This is a genomic window from Streptomyces coeruleorubidus (assembly GCF_008705135.1).
Classification (GTDB): domain Bacteria; phylum Actinomycetota; class Actinomycetes; order Streptomycetales; family Streptomycetaceae; genus Streptomyces; species Streptomyces coeruleofuscus.
On sequence record NZ_CP023694.1, the window covers coordinates 8,053,589 to 8,068,645 of the forward strand.

16 protein-coding genes are annotated in these 15,057 nt (G+C 71.3%); 10 read left to right on the forward strand and 6 right to left on the reverse strand.

Annotated features, from left to right (window positions below; all coding sequences use genetic code 11):
• Positions 1-39: 39 nt before the first annotated feature.
• Together CP976_RS44385 and CP976_RS37000 are read right to left on the reverse strand one after the other, a co-directional pair.
• Entirely contained in the window at positions 40-171 is a 132-nt protein-coding gene (locus CP976_RS44385; protein ID WP_010042827.1) for an LPFR motif small protein, read from the reverse strand.
• Between the two features lie 141 nt (positions 172-312).
• On the reverse strand, positions 313-1,182 hold the full coding sequence (locus CP976_RS37000; RefSeq protein WP_167537493.1) for an SCO6745 family protein: 870 nt from the start codon (positions 1,180-1,182) through the stop codon (positions 313-315).
• Positions 1,183-1,292: 110 nt separating this feature from the next.
• Here CP976_RS37000 and CP976_RS37005 point away from each other — a divergent pair, with 110 nt between their 5' ends.
• Positions 1,293-2,252 (forward strand): GlxA family transcriptional regulator, encoded by a 960-nt coding sequence (locus CP976_RS37005; RefSeq protein ID WP_150484242.1) that lies wholly within the window; start codon positions 1,293-1,295, stop codon positions 2,250-2,252.
• A 26-nt stretch (positions 2,253-2,278) separates the two neighbouring features.
• Positions 2,279-2,914 carry a DJ-1/PfpI family protein gene (locus CP976_RS37010; protein WP_150484243.1) on the forward strand — a complete coding sequence of 212 codons (636 nt, stop codon included), beginning with the start codon at positions 2,279-2,281 and terminating at the stop codon, positions 2,912-2,914.
• On the opposite strand, the gene CP976_RS37015 is transcribed toward CP976_RS37010, so the two are convergent.
• Positions 2,901-3,656, reverse strand: a complete 756-nt coding sequence (locus tag CP976_RS37015) for an enoyl-CoA hydratase/isomerase family protein (protein ID WP_150484244.1) — start codon at positions 3,654-3,656, stop codon at positions 2,901-2,903. The genes CP976_RS37010 and CP976_RS37015 overlap by 14 nt on opposite strands.
• A 218-nt stretch (positions 3,657-3,874) precedes the next feature.
• Here CP976_RS37015 and CP976_RS37020 point away from each other — a divergent pair, with 218 nt between their 5' ends.
• The gene (locus tag CP976_RS37020; protein WP_150485667.1) at positions 3,875-4,381 is read left to right on the forward strand and encodes an ATP-binding protein; all 507 of its coding nucleotides are present in this window, start codon (positions 3,875-3,877) and stop codon (positions 4,379-4,381) included.
• A 21-nt stretch (positions 4,382-4,402) separates the two neighbouring features.
• Here CP976_RS37020 and idi read toward each other — a convergent pair whose 3' ends face one another.
• From idi to galE, 3 genes are all read right to left on the reverse strand, one after another.
• Complete coding sequence (gene idi, locus CP976_RS37025; protein WP_150484245.1) at positions 4,403-4,996, reverse strand: isopentenyl-diphosphate Delta-isomerase; 594 nt, start codon at positions 4,994-4,996, stop codon at positions 4,403-4,405.
• Between the two features lie 300 nt (positions 4,997-5,296).
• Positions 5,297-6,235 (reverse strand): cation diffusion facilitator family transporter, encoded by a 939-nt coding sequence (locus tag CP976_RS37030; RefSeq protein WP_150484246.1) that lies wholly within the window; start codon positions 6,233-6,235, stop codon positions 5,297-5,299.
• Positions 6,236-6,403: 168 nt separating this feature from the next.
• The gene (gene galE, locus CP976_RS37035) at positions 6,404-7,375 is read right to left on the reverse strand and encodes a UDP-glucose 4-epimerase GalE (RefSeq protein WP_150484247.1); all 972 of its coding nucleotides are present in this window, start codon (positions 7,373-7,375) and stop codon (positions 6,404-6,406) included.
• Between the two features lie 278 nt (positions 7,376-7,653).
• Between galE and CP976_RS37040 the strand changes: the two genes are divergently transcribed.
• The 7 genes from CP976_RS37040 (at position 7,654) to CP976_RS37070 (ending at position 14,708) form a co-directional block, all read left to right on the forward strand.
• Entirely contained in the window at positions 7,654-9,459 is a 1,806-nt protein-coding gene (locus CP976_RS37040) for a DUF5941 domain-containing protein (RefSeq protein ID WP_150484248.1), read from the forward strand.
• Positions 9,456-10,208, forward strand: a complete 753-nt coding sequence (locus tag CP976_RS37045; RefSeq protein ID WP_150484249.1) for a phosphocholine cytidylyltransferase family protein — start codon at positions 9,456-9,458, stop codon at positions 10,206-10,208. The genes CP976_RS37040 and CP976_RS37045 overlap by 4 nt, the downstream gene beginning before the upstream one ends.
• Entirely contained in the window at positions 10,196-11,257 is a 1,062-nt protein-coding gene (locus CP976_RS37050; protein ID WP_150484250.1) for an iron-containing alcohol dehydrogenase family protein, read from the forward strand. The genes CP976_RS37045 and CP976_RS37050 overlap by 13 nt, the downstream gene beginning before the upstream one ends.
• The gene (locus CP976_RS37055) at positions 11,235-12,014 is read left to right on the forward strand and encodes a CDP-alcohol phosphatidyltransferase family protein (RefSeq protein ID WP_150484251.1); all 780 of its coding nucleotides are present in this window, start codon (positions 11,235-11,237) and stop codon (positions 12,012-12,014) included. The genes CP976_RS37050 and CP976_RS37055 overlap by 23 nt, the downstream gene beginning before the upstream one ends.
• Positions 12,015-12,019: 5 nt before the next feature.
• The gene (locus CP976_RS37060; protein ID WP_150485668.1) at positions 12,020-12,892 is read left to right on the forward strand and encodes a glycosyltransferase family 2 protein; all 873 of its coding nucleotides are present in this window, start codon (positions 12,020-12,022) and stop codon (positions 12,890-12,892) included.
• Between the two features lie 105 nt (positions 12,893-12,997).
• Positions 12,998-13,927 carry an ABC transporter permease gene (locus CP976_RS37065; protein ID WP_150484252.1) on the forward strand — a complete coding sequence of 310 codons (930 nt, stop codon included), beginning with the start codon at positions 12,998-13,000 and terminating at the stop codon, positions 13,925-13,927.
• Positions 13,920-14,708 carry an ABC transporter ATP-binding protein gene (locus CP976_RS37070; RefSeq protein WP_167537494.1) on the forward strand — a complete coding sequence of 263 codons (789 nt, stop codon included), beginning with the start codon at positions 13,920-13,922 and terminating at the stop codon, positions 14,706-14,708. The genes CP976_RS37065 and CP976_RS37070 overlap by 8 nt, the downstream gene beginning before the upstream one ends.
• The last annotated feature ends 349 nt before the right edge of the window (positions 14,709-15,057 follow it).

Below are 15,057 nucleotides of genomic sequence, written 5' to 3' on the forward strand. Positions count from 1 at the left end.
GGGGTCAGGGCGGCACCCGGCACGTCGGGACCGTTCTAATCAGACCCTGCGGCTGCGGGTGGAGGACGAAGCGCCGCCGAAGAGCCGGGCCAGGGCCCGGAAGGGCAGCGTCACGACGGTGGCGATGGCACCGCCGATCTGGCGCAGCACATCTGCAATGGCACGGAACACGAAATTCCCCTTTCTCCTCTCCCGGCCGCAGCGGCCGGGAGGGAACGGGTACCTCGCCAAGGCCTCACCATGCGTCACGGCCGAACACATGTGGTCGGCGCGGTGCGCGGATGAGGGGCGGGCCGCTTCCAGGAGCCCCGGTCAGCGCTTGCCGAGCAGATCCGCCGGATAGGCCCCGGCCGTGAGCGCCGCCTGCGCGAACGCCGCCCCCAGCTCGGTCAGCCGCGCCACCCCCTCCGCGCCCAGGTGCTCGTACGGTGCCCGGTCCAGGCGGTCCGTCTCCCGCTCGATCTCCTCACGCAGGGCGACACCGCGCTCGGTGAGTTCGCCGGCCGCGTCCAGCAGCCCGCGCTCACGCAGTCGGCCCGCCGCCGCGTCCCAGTCCTCCTGGGTCCAGCCCCGGCTGCTGAAGATCCACTTCGGTGCCGTGCCCTTGCCCGTCGCCGTGTGGGTCACCATGGCCTCCAGCCCTTCCAGCCCCGCGGACACCAGCACGGCCAGATGCCCGTCGCCCCGGTGCTCGCGCAGCAGGGTCGCCGCATGCCAGTACGCGAGGTGCGGCTCCTCGGGGACGGGCAGGTCGGCGTGGGCGGCGTACAGCGGCCGCGCCCCGCGCGAGCAGGCCTCGGCGGCGCGCAGCGCGAGCCGCGCGGCCTCGGCCATCTCCGCCGAGGCCAGGGCCTCGTCGCCCAGCAGGCGGCGCAGCGTCGCGTCGACCGCACGCGCGCGTGCCGCCAGCACCTGGGCGGGCGTCGCGGTCTCCCACACCGCCGGCACGTGCCGGGCCACGAGCTCGTACTTGTAGTTGTAGAAGGCCGCCGCCACCGTTCCGGCTCCGACCGGCCCGAGGGCGGCGGCCCGCACGGCGAAGTTCACGGCGTGGGGATGAGTGATCCCGGCAGCACCCAGTTCCCGCCCCAGATCCGGGGAGAAGTAGTGCGTCGCGTGCAGGGAATTGAGCACGTTCTGGCAGCGTCGGCCGGCGAGCGGCGAGAGGGCGGCAGTCGTCATGCCGGGCAGGTTACCAACCGCTTGGTATGCCCTCTGCGGCCGCCTCATGGCAGAAAAGGTGGGGGACTCGTCATTGCGGCCACACTCCGGACCCGCGAAGAATCGACGGCATGGCCCAGCGCACCGTTCTCGCCGTCCTCTTCGAGGGCGTGCAGAGCCTCGACGTCACCGGGCCCGTGGAGGTCTTCGCGGGCGCGGAGCTGCTCTCCCCGGGCGCGTACCGGATCCGCACGGCGTCCCTCGACGGCGCGCCGGTGCGGACCACCAGCGGCCTGACCCTCGTACCCGACGAGTCCCTGACCACCGCGTCCGACCCGGACATCCTCCTCGTCCCCGGCGGAACGGGCTCCCTGCGCCCCGACCCGCGCCTGGTCGACTGGGTGCGCGAGCACGGGCCGCGCGCCGCCCGGCTGGTCTCCGTGTGCACCGGCGCAGCCGTGCTCGCCGCGGCCGGCCTGCTGGACGGCCGCCGGGTCACGACCCACTGGGCGTACTGCGACCGGCTCGCCCGTGACCACCCGGACGTCGACATCGACCCCGATCCCGTCTACGTACGCGACGGACCCATCGCCACGTCGGCCGGTGTCACCGCCGGCATCGACCTCGCCCTCGCCCTGGTGGAGGAAGATCTGGGCCGGGACGCCGCCCTCACCATCGCCCGCCACCTGGTCGTGTTCCTGCGCCGGCCCGGCAACCAGGCCCAGTTCAGCGCCCAGCTCGCGGCCCAGACGGCACACCGCGAGCCGCTGAGGGAAGTCCAGCACTTCATCGCCGAACGCCCCGACGCCGACCTCTCCGTCGAGGCCCTCGCCGCCCGCGCCCGCTTGTCGCCCCGGCACTTCGCCCGCGCCTTCCGGTCCGAGACCGGCATGACGCCGGGCCGGTACGTGGACCGGGTCCGCCTCGAACACGCCCGCCGCCTGCTGGAGGACACCACCGACGGCATCGAGGAGATCTCCCGCACCAGCGGCTACGGCACCCCCGAGGCCATGCGCCGGGCCTTCGTCAAGGCTCTGGGCGCACCCCCGGCCGAGTACCGCCGCCGCTTCCGCCCGGCGACCACCCCCTGAACCCGCCGAACCGACGAAAGGGACCCATGCAGATCGCCATCGTCCTCTACGACGGCTTCACCGCCCTCGACGCCATCGGCCCCTACGAGACCCTCGGCCGGCTCCCGGACGCGGAGACCGTCTTCGTCGCCGAGGAGACCGGCCCCGTACGGAACGACTCCCGGAACCTCGCGTTACTCGCCGAACGGACCCTGGCCGACGTGCCGAACCCCGACATCATCGTGGTCCCCGGCGGCCCGGGCCCGCTCCCCCTGGCGGCGGACGGGCCCCTGCTCACCTGGCTGCGTTCCGCCGACGCCACCAGCACCTGGACGACATCCGTGTGCACCGGCTCCCTGCTGCTCGCCGCCGCCGGACTCCTCCAGGGGCGCCGCGCGACGTCCCACTGGCTGGCCCTGGAGGAGCTGAAGCGCCACGGCGCCGAGCCCACGGGGGAGAGGGTCGTCACCGACGGCAAGTACGTCACCGCCGCCGGCGTCTCCTCCGGCATCGACATGGGACTGACCCTGCTCGGCCGGATCGCGGGCGACGACCACGCGCAGATCGTCCAGCTCGCCACCGAGTACGACCCGCAGCCGCCCTACGACGCCGGATCACCCGAGAAGGCGCCCACGCACATCGTCGAACTGCTCCGGTCACACGCGGACGTCATCCTGACGTAGGCACACTCCAGCCGAACCGCGGCTGCCTGCGCTCCAGGAACGCGGCGACGCCCTCGGCGGTGTCGCCGCTCTCGCGTGCCTGTGCGGCCCAGTGGGCGTCGCGGTCCGTGCGCCCGTTCGCGAACTCCTTGGCCGCGGCCTGGGTGAGCTGCGAACGGGACGCCAGGATCCGGGTGAACTCGGCGACCCGCTTGCCCAGTTCCCCCTCGGGCAGCACCTCGTCGGCCAGCCCGGTACGCAGCGCCCGTTCCGCGTCGACCAGTTCCCCGGAGAACAGCAGGTACTTGGCGGTGGCCGGCCCGACCAGGGAGACCAGCCGCCTGGTCGAGGACGCCGGATAGACGATGCCGAGCTTCGCGGGGGTCACGCCGAACAGCGCCCCCTCCTCGGCGAACCGCAGATCACAGGCCGCCGCCAGCTGCGCCCCGCCGCCCACGCAGTGCCCGCGCACCGCCGCCAGCGTCGGCTTCGGGAACGCGGCGAGCGCCTCCTCCGCCTCCACCGCCAGCCGCTGCGCCTCCTGCGGCGAGCCCCGCAGCGTCGATATGTCGGCCCCGGCGCAGAACGTCCCGCCCTCGCCGGTGAGCACCAGCGCCCGCACGGCCGGATCGCCCGCGAGCCCCTCCAGCAGCGGCGGCAGGGAGCGCCACATGGCGGACGTCATGGCGTTGCGCTTCTCGGGATGACGGATGACGACCGTCGCGACCGAGTCGGTCACGCTGTACAGCAGCTGCGGCTCCATGCGCCGGATGCTATCCGGATGCCAAACCCGTACAACCCGAATAGTTCGCCGAGACGGCACAACAGGGACAGGACCAGTCCCACAACTGACCGTGTCATACGCCAACGGTCAGAAGTGCTCGATACTTGCTGACTTCTGGTCAACTCTGGGGTACGGAGCGCATCGTTACCAACACTCGGGGTGTGGCGACAATCGAGCGCGAGGGTGGCGACCGGACGATGGACGACGACGGGCGTGGGTTCGGTCCACGCCCAGAGGGCGGCGCGGCGCCCCTCGGCCAGGGGCCCGAGGATCCGCTGCCGTACGAAGGGGTCTGGCGGTTCACCGCACCAGCGGTCGACGCCTCGGTGCCGCAGGCGCGGCATGCCGTACGGGACCTGCTGCTGCGTCAGGGGGTGCCCGTCTCTGACGACCTGGCCCAGGGGCTGCTGCTGATCGTCTCGGAGCTGGTGACGAACGCCGTGAAACACGCGGCGGTGCTCTCGCCGACCATCGCCGTCGAGCTGGCCGTCGGCGCCGAGTGGCTGCGCGTGTCCGTGGAGGACAGCCACCCGTACCGGCCGACCGCACTGGAGACCGACCACGGCCGGACCGGCGGCCGCGGACTGCTGCTGGTGCGCGAGATCACCCGGGAAGCGGGCGGGGTGTGCGAGGTCGACTACACCGCGAGCGGCGGCAAGGTGATCTGGGCCACCCTGCCGCTCAAACCCGTGCGCTTCCTGTAGACCCTGTCGTCAGGGCCGTCGTCACCAGCCGGCCGACGTGCCGGTCAGCTCCCTGATCGCCGGCCGGGCCGCGTCCAGGACGGTCATGAACCAGGACGAGAAGGTGTCCTTGGCGTGCCGCTCCGCGAGCTCGGGCGGGGTCACGAACGCCGTCGACGCCACCTCCGCCGGGTCCGGCCGCAGCACGGCCTGCACCATCCCGACGAAGAGGTGGTTGTACTCCTGCTCCACCAGCCCGGACTCCGGGTCCGGGTGGTTGTAGCGGACCGTGCCCGCCTCGGCCAGCAGGGAGGGTGAGGCGCCGAGCTCCTCGAAGGTCCGCCGCGCCGCCGCCGCGAAGGGCGCCTCACCGGGGTAGGGGTGGCCGCAGCAGGTGTTCGACCACACACTGGGGGAGTGGTACTTGCCCAGCGCCCGCTGCTGGAGCAGCAGCCGGCCGTACTCGTCGAAGAGGAACACGGAGAACGCGCGGTGCAGCTGCCCGGGCGGCTGGTGGGCGGCGAGCTTCTCCGCGGTGCCGATCGTCACGCCGTCCTCGTCGACCAGTTCCAGCAAAATCGCGTCTGCGGTGCCGCTCGACGGGCTGTGCGTCGCGGTGGCAGGTGTGATCGGCATACCCATCCTTCACATCGGTCTTCGCGCCCCAAGTCTGCCGTACGAATCCGGCACTCCCGGCACTTCGCGCCGCGCCCGCATGTCCCGCGCGGCGGCGCGGAGCGCGGACGGCGCCGCTCGGCCCCGGAAGAGGGACCCAGTAGGTGAGCGTGCCCGGCACGATGGGCCGAAAATCGTCCCCGCCGGTGCGGTGAGAGCCAGGGCGCGGGCGCGCGCCGGAGGGCTGCGTACCCCGGCGCACTCAAGACCGAATGCGCCCCACCAGCGCCATCAGTCCCACACGCCTCAGAGGCGAACGCGTCAGTGACAGAGGTGCGCCTCGTGCTCCCGATGCCCGCTCGGCTCCAGCTGAAAGGTGCAGTGCTCCACGTCGAAGTGGCCGCCGAGACAGTCCTGGAGCTCGTGGAGCATCTTCTCGTGGCCTATCGCGCTCAGCACCTCCGAGCTGACGACCACGTGCGCCGACAGCACCGGCATGCCCGAGGTGATCGTCCAGGCGTGCAGGTCGTGGACGTCCTCCACCCCGTCGGTCGCCAGGATGTGGGCCCGCACCTCCGCCATGTCGACGCCCTTGGGCGCCGCCTCCAGCAGGACGTTCAGGGTCTCGCGCAGCAGCTTCACCGTGCGCGGCACGATCATCAGGGCGATGACCAGCGAGGCGATCGGGTCGGCGGCCTGCCAGCCGGTGAACATGATCACCAGGGCCGAGACGATCACCGTGACCGAGCCCAGGGCGTCCGCCGCCACCTCCAGGAACGCGCCGCGCACGTTCAGGCTCTCCTTCTGGCCGCGCATCAGCAGCGCCAGCGACACCATGTTCGCGACCAGGCCGATGGCACCGAACACGACAGCGAGGTGGCCCTCGGTGCCCGCCGGGGTGACGAAGCGCTGGACCGACTCGTACACGACGTACCCGCCGACCCCGAGCAGCAGCAGACAGTTGGCCAGGGCGGCGAGTATCTCGGCGCGGGCGTACCCGAAGGTCGCCTGGTCGCTGGGCGGGCGGTTCGCGAAGCGGATCGCCAGCAGCGCCATGCCCAGGCCCAGCGCGTCCGTCGCCATGTGCGCCGAGTCCGCGACGAGCGCGAGCGAGTCGGCGAGCACCCCTCCGACGATCTGGACGACCACGATGCCGAGCGTGATCGCCAGCGCGACCCGCAGCCTGCCGCGGTACGCCGAGGTCGCCGTACCGCCGGCCGGCGCGCCGTGCGCGTGCCCGTGATCGTGCCCAGCCCCCATGAAAGCCCCTCCTGTGTCCGTCCGAGTACCCGTCTGATCCCGCTCGGGCACCCAGTGAACTACGGGGAGGGGGTATGCGCAACGCGGCACTGAACACCGTTGTCATGTGCCCTGACCTGCGGAAACGATGCGCAGGTCAGGGCACCCTCAACCGGTCGGGAGCCGCGCTCACGAGCCGTGGTGCAGGAGCCAGCCCCGCCATGCCGACTCGGCCATCTCGCGCACCCCGCGCCGCGCGGTCCACCCGAGCTCCCCGGCCGCCCGGGCCGCCGAGGCGACCGCCCGCGGGGCGTCCCCGGGGCGGCGTCCCTCGACGAGCGGTGACCGGCGGTCGCCGGTGACCTCGCCGATGACCGTGATGAGTTCGCGCACCGAGACGCCCTCGCCCCGGCCGATGTTGACCGTCAGATCGCCCGTGACGTCCTCGCCGGCGAGCCGCCGCGCCGCCGCGAGATGCGCCTCGGCCAAGTCGGCGACGTGAATGTAGTCACGGACACAGGTGCCGTCAGGGGTCGGATAGTCGTCACCGAAGATCCTGGGCGCCTCGTCGCGCGTCAGCCGGTCGAAGACCATCGGGACGATGTTGAAGACACCCGTGTCGGCCAGTTCCGGCGCGGCCGCGCCCGCCACGTTGAAATAGCGCAGACATACGGTGGAGATCCCGTGCGCGTGGCCGGCCGCCCGCACCAGCCACTCCCCGGCGAGCTTGGTCTCGCCGTACGGGTTCACCGGCGCACAGGGTGTGTCCTCTGTGATGAGGTCCACCCCCGGGTCGCCGTACACCGCCGCCGACGACGAGAACACGAAGCGCTCGATCCCGGCTTCGGCGACCGCGTCCAGGAGGGTCGCCAGACCGCCCACGTTCTCCTGGTAGTACCGCGTCGGCCGCGCGACCGACTCGGCGACCTGCTTGCGCGCCGCGAGATGCACCACACCCGTCACGCCGTGCTCGGCGAACACCCGCTTCAGCAGGTCACCGTCGAGCGAGGAGCCCTCGACGAGCGGTACGTCCGCCGGGAGCCGCGCGGGCACTCCGAACGAGAGGTCGTCCAGGGCGAGGACGCGCTCCCCGGCCTCGTTCATGGCCCTGGCCACGTGGGCCCCGATGTAGCCGGCCCCGCCGGTGATCAGCCAAGTCATGGTCGTCCACCCTATGCGGCCAGGGCCGGACCCGGCGCGATGTCCCCGATGTCCGGTCTGGGGGGCGCGGTTTGTGGGGCGGGCCCCGGATCCACGATGATGATCGCGGCAAGGGCTTATGCGAACCACGTAGATCGATCTGCCGAACAGGCGGTGAACGTGGCCCTCCCGGCATCCGATAGCCTCTGCCGACATGCCGGCCGGGAGCTTCCGGCGCGGGCGCCCCCACCATGTACAGCACTGGCGCGGACGCGTCGGTCCCCAGGGAGTGAATTCGGTTGTCGACCGCCATCCTCACCGGTCAGCCGGTCCCCGGATCGTCGATCGAGGGCGATCTGCGGTCCCTCGGCTTCGACGTGCGGGTGGCGGCCGACGCCGCCGAGGCCGAGACCCTGCTTGCCGGGGTGCCGGGCGAGGAGAGGGTCGCCCTGGTCGACGCCCGATTCGTGGGGCATGTGCACGCGCTGCGCCTCGGTCTCACCGACCCCCGCTTCCCGCTCGCCGCGATCCCGGGCGCCGTCACCGCCCAGCCGGCCGGCCGCCAGGCCCTGACCCGGGCGATGGCCCGCGAGAACTCCGCGGGCGGCGGCACCACCCTCGTCGACAGCCTCGCCGACCGCATCCTCACCGCCCTCGACGCCGACGGCGCCGACGTGCACCGCCCCGAACTGGGCAGCCTCGTCGCCACCGTCCCCGCCGACCCGCAGGCCCGCAACGAGGCACGGCAGGCGGTGGCGGACGTCGACGACGAGGCCGTACGCCTGAAGTCGGCAGTGAAGTCCCGCGACGGCTTCTTCACCACCTACTGCATCAGCCCGTACTCCCGCTACATCGCCCGCTGGTGCGCCCGCCGCGGCCTGACCCCCAACCAGGTCACCACCGCCTCACTCCTCACCGCCCTCATAGCGGCGGCCTGCGCGGCCACCGGCACCCGCGGGGGCTTCGTCGCGGCCGGCGTCCTGCTGATCGCGTCCTTCGTACTGGACTGCACCGACGGCCAGCTCGCCCGCTACTCCCTCCAGTACTCCACGCTCGGCGCCTGGCTCGACGCCACCTTCGACCGGGCCAAGGAGTACGCCTACTACGCCGGTCTCGCCCTCGGTGCCGCCCGCGGCGGAGACGACGTCTGGGCCCTCGCCCTCGGGGCCATGGTCCTCCAGACCTGCCGGCACGTCGTGGACTTCTCCTTCAACGAGGCCAACCACGACGCCACCGCCAACACCAGCCCCACCGCCGCCCTCTCCGACAAGCTCGACAGCGTCGGCTGGACGGTCTGGGTGCGCCGCATGATCGTCCTGCCCATCGGCGAGCGCTGGGCGATGATCGCGGTGCTCACGGCGGTCACCACTCCCCGCATCACCTTCTACGCGTTGCTCATCGGCTGCGCCTTCGCGGCGACGTACACCACGGCGGGCCGGGTGCTGCGCTCCCTGACCCGCAAGGCCCGGCGGACCGACCGGGCGGCCGGGGCGCTCGCCGACCTCGCGGACAGCGGACCGCTCGCCCAGGGCGTGGCGGAGGCCCTCAAGAAGCCCGCGCGCAGGCTGCCGGGCTTCGCGACCCCCGCCGTCGCCCTCCTCGGGGGTCTCGCCGTGGTCCTCACGGCCGCGCTGACCGGCTTCGGCGGACCCTGGACGATCGTCGCCGCCCTCGCCTACGCCCTCACCTCCGGCCTGGCCGTCGCCCGCCCCCTCAAGGGCGCCCTCGACTGGCTGGTCCCCCCGTTCCTCCGCGCCGCCGAATACGGCACCGTCCTGGTCCTGGCGGCCCGGGCGGACGTGAACGGAGCCCTTCCTGCGGCTTTCGGGCTGGTGGGCGCGGTCGCCTACCATCACTACGACACGGTGTACCGCATCCGCGGCAACGCCGGAGCGCCCCCGGCCTGGCTGGTGCGTTCCATCGGGGGGCACGAAGGACGGACGCTGCTCGTCACCGTCCTCGCCGCGCTGCTCACCGCCTCGCAGTTCACGGTCGCGCTCACGGCTCTCGCCGTGGCCGTGGCCCTGGTGGTGCTCGTCGAGAGCATCCGCTTCTGGGTGTCCGCAGGGGCGCCCGCCGTACACGATGAAGGAGAACCCGCATGATCGGCCTCGTGCTGGCGGCCGGCGCCGGACGGCGTCTGCGCCCCTACACCGACAGCCTTCCCAAGGCTCTGGTGCCGGTGGGGCCCGCGGGCATAGAGGGCGAACCCACGGTTCTCGACCTGACCCTCGCCAACTTCGCCGAGGTCGGCCTCACGGAAGCCGCGATCATCGTCGGCTACCGCAAGGAGGCCGTGTACGCGCGCAAGGAGGCGCTGGAGGCGAAGTACGGCCTCAAGCTCACCCTCATCGACAACGACAAGGCCGAGGAGTGGAACAACGCCTACTCCCTGTGGTGCGGGCGTGACGCCCTCAAGGACGGCGTGATCCTCGCCAACGGCGACACCGTCCACCCGGTCTCCGTCGAGGAGACGCTGCTCGCCGCCCGCGGCGACGGCAAGAAGATCATCCTCGCCCTGGACACCGTGAAGGACCTGGCCGACGAGGAGATGAAGGTCGTCGTCGACCCCGCCAAGGGCATGACGAAGATCACCAAGCTGATGGAACCCGCCGAGGCCACCGGCGAGTACATCGGCGTCACCCTCATCGAGGGCGACGCGGCCGCCGAACTGGCCGACGCGCTGAAGACCGTGTGGGAGACCGACCCGCAGCAGTTCTACGAGCACGGCTACCAGGAGCTGGTGAACCGCGGCTTCCGTATCGACGTGGCGCCGATCGGCGACGTCAAGTGGGTGGAGATCGACAACCACGACGATCTCGCCCGTGGACGGGAGATCGCATGCCAGTACTGACCCGGCTCATCCCCTCGCCGCTGGTCGTGGACATCCGCCCGGGTGCCCTCGACGACCTGGCGTGCGTCCTCGCCGACGAGCGCATCTCGCACTCCGGCCGCCTCGCCGTCGCGGTGAGCGGCGGCTCCGGCGCCAAGCTGCGCGAGCGCATCTCGCCCGGCATGCCCGGCGCCACCTGGTACGAGGTCGGCGGCGGCACCCTCGACGACGCGGTCCGGCTGGCGAGCGACATAAAGGCCGGCCACTACGACGCGGTCGTCGGCCTCGGCGGCGGCAAGATCATCGACTGCGCCAAGTTCGCCGCGGCCCGGGTCGGCCTGCCCCTGGTCGCCGTGCCCACGAACCTGGCGCACGACGGCCTGTGCTCGCCGGTCGCCACCCTCGACAACGACGCGGGCCGCGGCTCCTACGGCGTGCCGAACCCGATCGCGGTCGTCATCGACCTGGACGTCATCCGTGAGGCCCCGGTCCGTTTCGTCCGCGCCGGCATCGGCGACGCCGTCTCCAACATCTCGGCGATCGCCGACTGGGAGCTGGCCAACCGCGTCAAGGGCGAGCGGATCGACGGTCTCGCCGCGGCCATGGCCCGCCAGGCCGGCGAGGCCGTACTGCGGCACCCGGGCGGCATCGGGGACAACGACTTCCTCCAGGTGCTCGCCGAGGCGCTGGTCCTCAGCGGCATCGCCATGTCGGTGTCGGGCGACTCGCGGCCGTCCTCCGGGGCGTGCCACGAGATCAACCACGCCTTCGACCTGCTCTACCCGAAGCGGGCCGCCGCCCACGGCGAGCAGTGCGGTCTCGGCGCGGCCTTCGCGATGTGGCTGCGCGGGGCGCACGACGAGTCGGCGTACATGGCCGAGGTGCTGCGCCGGCACGGGCTGCCCGTGCTGCCGGACGAGATCGGCTTCACGACGGACGAGTTCGTCAAGGCCGTCGCGTTCGCCCCGGAGACCCGGCCCGGCCGTTACACCATCCTCGAACACCTCGACCTGAACACCGAACAGATCAAGGACACCTACGCCGACTATGTCAAGGCCATCGGTAGCTGAACTGCGTCCCGTCGTTCACCCCGCGGGGGTGAAGGACCGGCGCAGCGGTGAGCACTGGATGGGACGCCTCTACATGCGTGAGGTGTCCCTGCGGGTCGACCGCTACCTGGTGAACACCCGGGTCACGCCCAACCAGCTCACGTACCTGATGACCGTCTTCGGTGTGCTCGCGGCCCCGGCACTTCTCGTGCCGGGGATCCCGGGCGCCGTGCTCGGCGTCGTCATGGTCCAGATGTACCTCCTGCTGGACTGTGTCGACGGCGAGATCGCGCGCTGGAAGAAGCAGTACTCGCTCAACGGCGTCTACCTGGACCGCGTCGGCGCCTACCTCACCGACGCCGCGGTGCTCGTCGGCTTCGGCCTGCGCGCCGCGGACCTGTGGGGCAGCGGCCGGATCGACTGGCTGTGGGCCTTCCTCGGCACCCTGGCCGCCCTCGGCGCCATCCTGATCAAGGCCGAGACCGACCTCGTCGGCGTCGCCCGCCACCAGGCCGGAAAGCCGCCGGTCCAGGAGGCCGCCGCCGAGATGCGCTCCTCCGGCATGGCGCTGGCCCGCAGGGCCGCCGCCGCGTTCAAGTTCCACCGCCTGATCCTCGGCATCGAGGCGTCCCTGCTGATCCTGGTCCTGGCGATCGTCGACCAGGCCCGCGGCGACCTGTTCTTCTCCCGGCTCGGCGTCGCCGTGCTGGCCGGCATCGCGCTGGTCCAGACCCTGCTGCACCTGGTCTCCATCCTCGCTTCGAGCAGGCTGAAGTGAGCGGCATGAAGGTCGGCGCCGTCATCATCACCATGGGCAACCGCCCCGACGAACTGCGCGCCCTGCTCGATTCCGTCGCCAAGCAGGACGGCGACCCGGTCGAGGTGGTCGTCGTCGGCAACGGCTCGCCCGTCCCGGACGTCCCCGAGGGCGTCCGCACGATCGAGCTGCCCGAGAACCTCGGCATACCCGGCGGCCGCAACGTCGGCATCGAGGCCTTCGGCCCGGCCGGCCGGGACGTCGACATCCTGCTGTTCCTCGACGACGACGGCCTGCTGGCCGGCCACGACACCGCCGAGCTGTGCCGGAAGGCCTTCGAAGCCGACCCGAAGCTCGGCATCGTGAGTTTCCGCATAGCCGACCCCGACACCGGGGTCACCCAGCGCCGCCACGTGCCCCGGCTGCGGGCCTCCGACCCGATGCGCTCCTCCCGGGTCACCACCTTCCTCGGCGGCGCCAACGCCGTTCGCACCCGGGTCTTCGCCGACGTCGGCGGACTCCCGGACGAATTCTTCTACGCCCACGAGGAAACCGACCTGGCATGGCGGGCCCTCGACGCGGGCTGGATGATCGACTACCGGTCCGACATGGTGCTGTACCACCCGACGACCGCTCCCTCGCGGCACGCGGTCTACCACCGCATGGTCGCCCGCAACCGCGTCTGGCTCGCCCGCCGCAACCTCCCCGCGCCCCTCGTCCCCGTCTACCTCGGCGTGTGGCTGCTGCTCACCCTCGTACGCCGTCCCTCCCGCTCCGCCCTGCGGGCCTGGTTCGGCGGATTCCGCGAGGGCTGGACCACCCCGTGCGGACGCCGCCGCCCCATGAAGTGGCGTACGGTGTGGCGGCTGACCCGACTGGGCCGGCCCCCCGTCATCTGACAAGCTCGTATCCGGAAGTATCCGGGAGCCCTCGGGCCGTACCCTGGCCCCCGGCTCATACCGGCCCGGACAGGCCGCGCATCTCGAAGACGAAAGTTTCCACTAGTGAGTGAGACAACGCACGACGCCCCGGTCGCGGTGAGCGCGCCCGCGGCGCCCGACGAGGGCCTCACGGCGAGGGAGCTCGCCGCCAAGTACGGGCTGAGCGTGAGCGGCGCCCGGCCGTCCCTCATCGAGTACGTCCGTCAGCTCTGGGACCGGCGGCACTTCATCCTCGCCTTCTCCCGCGCGAAGCTGACGGCCCAGTACAGCCAGGCCAAGCTCGGCCAGCTGTGGCAGGTGGCCACACCGCTGCTGAACGCGGCCGTGTACTTCTTCATCTTCGGTCTGCTCCTGGAGGCCGACCGGGGCATGTCCCGCGAGGTGTACATCCCCTTCCTGGTCACGGGCGTCTTCGTGTTCACCTTCACGCAGAGCTCGGTGATGGCGGGCGTGCGCGCGATCTCCGGCAACCTCGGCCTGGTCCGCGCCCTGCACTTCCCGCGCGCCTCGCTGCCGATCTCCTTCGCGCTCCAGCAGCTCCAGCAGCTGCTGTTCTCGATGATCGTGCTGTTCGCCATCGCGGTCGGCTTCGGCCACTACCCGGACCTGTCCTGGCTGCTGATCGTGCCGGTGCTCGCCCTCCAGTTCTGCTTCAACACCGGCCTCGCGCTCGTCATGGCCCGGGCGGGCTCCAAGACCCCCGACCTCGCGCAGCTGATGCCCTTCGTGATGCGGACATGGATGTACGCGTCCGGGGTGATGTTCTCCATCCCGATCTTTCTCGCGGACAAGCCGGACTGGATGGCGAACGTCCTCCAGTGGAACCCGGCCGCGATCTACATGGACCTGATGCGCTTCGCCCTCATCGACGAATACGACTCGAAGTTCCTGCCCGACCACGTCTGGGCGGCCGCGGGCGGCTGGGCCGTGCTCTTCGCCCTGGGTGGCTTCGTGTACTTCTGGAAGGCGGAGGAGAGGTACGGCCGTGGCTGAGCCGAAGCAGGACGAACGGATCCCCACCGTCATCGCGGACGACCTGCACATCGTCTACCGCGTCAACGGTGCCAAGACCGGCAAGGGCAGCGCCACCGCCGCCCTCAGCCGCATCCTGAAGCGGGGCTCCGACGACACGGCGCGGGGCGTGCGCAAGGTGCACGCCGTACGGGGCGTCTCCTTCGTGGCGTACCGGGGCGAGGCGATCGGACTGATCGGCTCCAACGGCTCCGGCAAGTCGACCCTGCTGCGCGCCATCGCCGGTCTCCTCCCCGCCGAGCAGGGCAAGGTCTACACCGACGGCCAGCCTTCGCTGCTCGGCGTCAACGCGGCCCTGATGAACGACCTCACCGGCGAACGGAACGTCATATTGGGCGGGCTCGCCATGGGCATGTCCCGGGAGGAGATCAAGGAGCGCTACCAGGACATCGTCGACTTCTCCGGCATCAACGAGAAGGGCGACTTCATCACCCTGCCCATGCGCACCTACTCCTCCGGCATGGCGGCCCGTCTCCGCTTCTCCATCGCCGCCGCCAAGGACCACGACGTCCTGATGATCGACGAGGCCCTGGCCACCGGCGACCGCAAGTTCCAGAAGCGCTCCGAGGACCGCATCCGCGAGCTGCGCAAGGAAGCCGGCACCGTGTTTCTGGTCAGTCACAACAACAAGTCGATCCGCGACACCTGCGACCGCGTCCTGTGGCTGGAACGCGGTGAGCTGCGGATGGACGGCCCGACCGACGAGGTGCTCAAGGAGTACGAGAAGTTCACCGGCAAGTAGTCCGGCCCGTCCAGGGCCCCGCCGGAACTGTTCCGGCGGGGCCCTGCGTCTGCAAAAGAAGCGTCAACTTCGGCCCTACTTAGGAATCTTGGGGCCAATCGGTGTGTTCTCGTGATGTGCGGGACACCCTGGCGAACCTCGATGCGCTGTACAACGTAAGCTGTACCGGTCCCGAAACACGGCAATCAGGGCGATAATGCGCGACATCGCTCGTCGCACCGCCGTGCGGACGGCTGGGCGGCGTGTCCGAAATAGTGTGTATTGGGTCGGCAGTGTAGAACGGGAGATGTGACGGCGATGGCTACGGAAACTCCCCAGCTCCACGCAGCACGTGCCGTCCCCGCGCCGG

Coding starts and splice junctions, on each gene's coding strand:
- CP976_RS37000 (WP_167537493.1), bottom strand. CDS start 1,182: ATGACGACTGCCGCCCTCTCGCCGCTCGCCGGCCGACGCTGCCAGAAC.
- CP976_RS37005 (WP_150484242.1), top strand. CDS start 1,293: ATGGCCCAGCGCACCGTTCTCGCCGTCCTCTTCGAGGGCGTGCAGAGC.
- CP976_RS37010 (WP_150484243.1), top strand. CDS start 2,279: ATGCAGATCGCCATCGTCCTCTACGACGGCTTCACCGCCCTCGACGCC.
- CP976_RS37015 (WP_150484244.1), bottom strand. CDS start 3,656: ATGGAGCCGCAGCTGCTGTACAGCGTGACCGACTCGGTCGCGACGGTC.
- CP976_RS37020 (WP_150485667.1), top strand. CDS start 3,875: ATGGACGACGACGGGCGTGGGTTCGGTCCACGCCCAGAGGGCGGCGCG.
- idi (WP_150484245.1), bottom strand. CDS start 4,996: ATGCCGATCACACCTGCCACCGCGACGCACAGCCCGTCGAGCGGCACC.
- CP976_RS37030 (WP_150484246.1), bottom strand. CDS start 6,235: ATGGGGGCTGGGCACGATCACGGGCACGCGCACGGCGCGCCGGCCGGC.
- galE (WP_150484247.1), bottom strand. CDS start 7,375: ATGACTTGGCTGATCACCGGCGGGGCCGGCTACATCGGGGCCCACGTG.
- CP976_RS37045 (WP_150484249.1), top strand. CDS start 9,456: ATGATCGGCCTCGTGCTGGCGGCCGGCGCCGGACGGCGTCTGCGCCCC.
- CP976_RS37050 (WP_150484250.1), top strand. CDS start 10,196: ATGCCAGTACTGACCCGGCTCATCCCCTCGCCGCTGGTCGTGGACATC.
- CP976_RS37055 (WP_150484251.1), top strand. CDS start 11,235: ATGTCAAGGCCATCGGTAGCTGAACTGCGTCCCGTCGTTCACCCCGCG.
- CP976_RS37060 (WP_150485668.1), top strand. CDS start 12,020: ATGAAGGTCGGCGCCGTCATCATCACCATGGGCAACCGCCCCGACGAA.